This window comes from Kitasatospora sp. NPDC056783 (assembly GCF_042789895.1).
Classification (GTDB): Bacteria; Actinomycetota; Actinomycetes; order Streptomycetales; family Streptomycetaceae; genus Kitasatospora.
In genome coordinates this window covers 8623-14159 of the sequence record NZ_JBHUAF010000215.1, presented here as the reverse complement: position 1 = coordinate 14159, position 5537 = coordinate 8623, and the positions used below count along the sequence as shown (strand labels likewise).

At 76.8% G+C, this 5537-nt stretch carries 1 protein-coding gene; it reads left to right on the top strand.

Annotation, left to right across the window (positions count from 1 at the left end):
- A partial coding sequence (locus ACFRMQ_RS26145) for an amino acid adenylation domain-containing protein (RefSeq protein WP_380733075.1) occupies positions 1-5537 on the top strand: 5537 nt, incomplete at both ends.

Sequence of the window (5537 nt, the reverse complement as noted above, 5' to 3'; positions counted from 1 at the left end):
TCGACCGCCTGCCCCTCACCCCCAGCGGCAAGGTCGACCGACGAGCCCTCCCCCAACCGGACACCCAGCCCGAACCCACCAACACCACAGAACACACACCACCCCGCACCCCCACCGAACACCTCCTCGCCACCACCTGGGCCACAGTCCTCGGAACCGAAGAAATCGGCATCCACGACAACTTCTTCGACCTCGGCGGCGACTCCATCCTCGGCATCCAGGTGGTGGCCCGCTCCCGGCAGGCCGGACTGCCGGTGACCTCCCGGGACCTCTACCGGCACCAGACGGTCGCCGCCCTCGCCAGGGCCGCCGAGGACGCCGAGGCCCCGGCCGCACCCGCAGCGGTCGCCGCGACCGGCGAGGCCGTGCCGACCCCGATCCAGCGCTGGTGGCTGGAGCGGGCCGCCGGGCGGGCCGGGCACTTCGGCCAGGCGCTGTCCCTGCTGCTGCCCGAGGACCTGGACCGGGCGGCCCTGGAAGCGGCCCTCGACGACCTGGTCGCCCACCACGACGCGCTGCGCTCGGCCTTCACCTGCCTCGACGGCGACGGCGCCGCGCGGTGGCGGATCGCCGAGCCGGGCCCCCGGACCGCCCTCGCCCGGCACACCGGCCCGGACGGGGACACCCCGCACTTCGGCCCGTACGACCTGGACGGCGGCGAGCCGCTGCTGCGCGCCGTGCTGCACGAGCGCGCCGAGGGGCTGGCGCCGGTGCTGCACCTGGCCGTCCACCACCTGGTGGTCGACGGGGTCTCCTGGCGGGTGCTGCTGGAGGACCTCGACACCGCCTACCGGGCCCGCCGGGACGGCCGGGACGGGGCCGGCGCCCTGCCCGCCAAGTCCACGCCGCTGCGGCAGTGGGCCGAGCGGCTGAGCGGCTTCGCCGCCGGGGGCGGCTTCGAGGACGAGAGCGCGTACTGGGCGCGGGCCATCTCGCCGCGGCCCGCCGCGGAGCCCTCCGCCGCCGAGCCCGTTCCCGCCGAGCCCTTCCCCGCCGACCTCGCGGGCCCGAACGGCTACGCCACCGAAGCCTCCGTCACCGTCCGGCTGAGCGCCGCCGACACCGCCGCCCTGCTGCGCGTCCTGCCCGACACCTACCGCACCCAGGCCAACGACGTGCTGCTCAGCGCCCTCGGCCGGGCCCTGTGCGCGGCGAGCGGGCTGGAGCACGTCGTGGTGGACGTCGAGGGGCACGGCCGCGAGGAACTCTTCGCCGACCTCGACCTCAGCCGCACGGTCGGCTGGTTCACCACCCGCCACCCCGTCGCCCTGGCCGTGCCCGCCGGAGCCGACTGGGACGCCGTCCTCAAGCGGGTCAAGGAGCAGCTGCGCGCCGTCCCCCGGCGCGGCCTCGGCTTCGAGGCGCTGCGCCACCTCGGCCGCCCCGGCACGGCGCCGGAGGCCTCGACCGCCCGGATCAGCTTCAACTACCTGGGCCGGATCGCCCTCCCGGACGACCCGGACGGCCTGTTCCGCGGCACCTTCCGTCCGCTGGAGCTGGACGCCGACCCGCGCACCGAGCGCCCCCACCCCCTGGAGGTGGTCGGCCGGCTCGACGGCGACGCGCTGGAGTTCACCTGGTTCCACTCCACCGCCGTCCACCACGGCGACACCGTCGAGGCGCTGGCCCGGCGCTTCGCCGAGGAACTGGCCGACCTCGCCCGTCACGCGGCCCGCCCCGGCGCCGCCGGCCGCACCCCGTCGGACTTCCCGCTGGCCCGGCTCGACCAGGCGGCGGTGGACCGGATCACCGGCGCGGACCCGGCCGCGGTCGAGGACGTGCTGCCGCTCACCCCGACCCAGTCCGGCATGCTCTTCCATGGCCTCGCCGAGGAGGACAGCGGCGCCTACTTCCAGCAGCTGGACTTCGTCCTGGACGGCGTGCCCGACCCGGCGCGCCTGGCCCGGGCCTGGCAGTGGGTCACCGACCGCACGGAACTGCTGCGCGCCCACGTCCGCTGGCAGGGGGTGCCCGAGCCGCTGCTGGTGGTGCACCGTCGGGCGGTCGTACCGGTCACCCACCTGGACTGGCGCGAGCTGCCCGATCCGGAGCGCCGCGCCCGCCTGGCCGAACTGCTGGACCGCGACCGGGCCCGTGGCCTGGACCTCGCGGCGGCCCCGCTCCAGCGGCTGGCGCTGATCCGGCTCCCGGAGGGCCGGGTGCGGGTGCTGTGGTCCTTCCACCACCTGATCCTGGACGGCTGGAGCCTGTTCCAGGTGCTCTCCGACGTCTTCGCCGCGCACGCCGCCCTCGGCCGCTCCGGGCCGGCCGCCTCCTCGGCACAGGACGACTCCTCGGCGGCGGACGTCCCGTACGGCTCCGTGCCGGAGCGCCGGCCGTACCGCGAGTACCTGGCCTGGCTGGGCGAGCGCGACCACGCCGAGGCGGAGCGGTACTGGAGCGGCAGGCTCGCCGGGCTCACCGAGGCGACGCCGCTGCCGTACGACCGCGAGCCGGTGGGCAACCACCGCGCGGAGTCCACCCGGGCCGTGCCGTTCGCCCTGCCCGCCGCCGTGACCAAGGCGCTGGAGGACCTCGCGCGCGGCTCCGGGCTGACCGTCAACACCCTGGTCCAGGGCGCCTGGGCGCTGCTGCTGGGCCGCCAGGCCGGGCGGGCCGAGGTGGTGTTCGGCACCACCTCCTCCGGGCGGCCGCCCGAGCTGCCCGGCGTCGAGGCGATGACCGGCCTGTTCATCACCACCCTGCCGACCCGCACCACGGTGCCCGCCGAGGGCACCCTGCTGGACTGGCTGCGCACGGTGCAGCGGGAGCAGAGCGAGGACCGGCGGTACGGCTTCGTCCCGCTGACCCGGATGCGGGCCGGCACCGGACTGCCCGAGCAGAGCGCCCTGTTCGACAGCCTGGTGGTCTTCGAGAACTACCCGGTCGACGAGGAGGCGGCGGGCGCGCACGGCCTGCGGCTGAGCGACCTGGACGGGATCGAGACCACCAACTACCCGCTCGCCCTGCTCGCCTACCCGGGCCCGGAGCTGTCCCTGCGGCTCTGCTACGACCCGAGGCTGTTCGACGAGTCCACCGTGCGCAGGCTGGCCGGGCAGCTCACCGCCGTGCTGAGCGGCCTGCCCGAGGGCGCCCACCGCCCGCCCGCGCGGCTGCCGCTGCTGACCGGGGAGGAGAGCCGCCGGATCCTGGTCGACTGGAACGCCACCGCCGTCGAGCAGCCCGCCGCCGACATCGCCGAACTCTTCGCCGAGCAGGTGCTCCGCACCCCCGGGGCGGTCGCCCTGGAGACCGTCTCGGAACGCCTGACCTACCGCGAACTCGACGCCCTGGCAGCCGAGTTGGCCGGACGACTGACCGCGCTCGGGGTGCGGGTGGAGCAGCCGGTCGGGGTGCTGATGGAGCGCTCCGTCGACCTGGTCGTCGCCCAGCTGGCGCTGGTGCGCACCGGTGGGGTCTACGTCCCGCTGGACGGCCGGGCGCCGCGCGAGCGGCTGCACCGGATGCTCGGCGAGGCGGGCGCCGGGCTGCTGCTCACCGATGCCCACTGGGCCGGTACGGCGGCCGGACTGCGCGACGCGGGGCGGGTGCTGAGGGTCGACGAGCCGGACCGCCGGCCGGTGGCCGCCGCGGGCCCGGCGCCCGACGCGGCGCCCGACGCGGCGCCCGACGCGGCGCCCGGCGCGGCGCGTGTCGTGACGCCCGTCGTGGCGGCCGTCCACCCCGACAACGTCCAGTACCTGATGTTCACCTCCGGCTCCACCGGCACCCCCAAGGGCGTCGCGGTGCGTCGCCGGGACGTCGCCGCGCTCGCGCTGGACCGGGCCTTCGCCGGCCACGACCGGGTGCTGGTGCACTCCCCGCACGCCTTCGACGCCGCCACCTACGAGCTGTGGGTGCCGCTGCTGCGCGGCGGCACCGCCGTCCTGGCCCCGCCGCAGGACCTGGACGCCGCCGCCGTCCGGCACGCCGTCACCGAGCGGGGCGTGCGCAGCCTGTGGCTGACCGCCGGGCTGTTCCGGCTGCTCGCCCAGGAGGACCCGGGCTGCCTGCGCGGCGCCCGGGAGGTGTGGACCGGCGGTGAGGCGGTGCCCGGTGCCGTCGTCCGCAAGGTCCTGGCGGCCTGCCCCGGCCTCACCGTGGTCGACGGCTACGGCCCGACCGAGACCACCACCTTCGCCACCCGGCGGGCCTTCCGCGACGGCGACGAGCTGCCCGCCGTGCTGCCGATCGGCCGCCCGCTGGACAACACCCGGGTGTACGTCCTGGACGGCGCGCTCCAGCCGCAGCCCCCGGGAATCACCGGGGAGCTGTACATCGCCGGAGCCGGGCTCGCCCGGGGCTACGCGGGCCGCCCCGGCGCGACCGCCGCCCGCTACCTCGCGGACCCGTTCGGCCCGCCCGGGGCCCGGATGTACCGCACCGGCGACACCGCCCGGTGGAGCGAGGACGGCGAACTCCACTTCGTCGGCCGCGCGGACGACCAGATCAAGATCCGAGGCTTCCGGATCGAGCCCGCCGAGATCGAGGCCCGGCTCACCGCCCACCCGGCCGTCGCCGAGGCGGTGGTCTCGCTGCACCAGGACACGATAGGCAAGCGGCTGCTTGCCTATCTGGTGCCGGCCGAGACCGAGCCGCCCACCGCCGCCGACCTGCGCGCCCACCTGGCCGCCGACCTGCCCGACTACATGCTGCCCGCCGCCTTCGTCACCCTGCCCGAACTCCCGCTCACCGCCAACGGCAAGGTGGACCGCGGGCGGCTGCCCGTCCCCGAACGGTCGGCGGGCGGCGACCGCCCCCACCGCGCCCCCGGCACCGAGCGCGAACACCTGCTCGCCGCGATCTGGGCGGAGTTGCTCGGGGTGGAGCGGGTCGGGCTGGACGACGACTTCTTCCTGCTCGGCGGCGACTCCATCCTGAGCATCCAGGTCGTCTCCCGGGCCCGCGCCGCCGGCCTCGCGCTCTCCCCGCGCGACCTGTTCCGCCACCCCACCGTCGCCGCGCTGGCCGCGGCCGCCGGCAGCGCCGTCACCGTGGCCGGCACCGAACCGGTCGGCGGAGAGGTCGCCCTGACCCCGATCCAGCACTGGTTCCTCGACCCGAACCCGCCGTACGCCGGGCAGTTCGACCAGTCCGTCCTGGTGGAGGCCCCCGGCACCGTCGACCCCCAGGCCCTGCGCCGCGCCCTGGCCGCCCTGTGGGCCCACCACGACGCGCTGCGCTCCCGCTTCGCCCGCGCCGAGGACGGCACCTGGCACCAGCACTGCGCCCCCGCCGACGAGACCGCGCCCGAACTGCTGGAGGTCCGCGCGCCGGGCGCTCCGGAGGAGCCCGGGGACCGCTCGTTCCGGCTGGACGGCGGCCCGCTGCTCACCGCCCGGCTGCTGACCGGCGGCGGAGCCCGGCCCGACCGGCTGCTGCTGGCCGTCCACCACCTGGCCGTCGACGGCGTCTCCTGGCGGGTGCTGCTGGAGGACCTGGAGACCGCCTACCGGCAGGCCGTCGAGGGCCGCCCGCTGCGGCTGCCCGCCCGCACCACCTCCGTCGCGGCGTGGGCCCGCCGGCTGGCCGAGCAC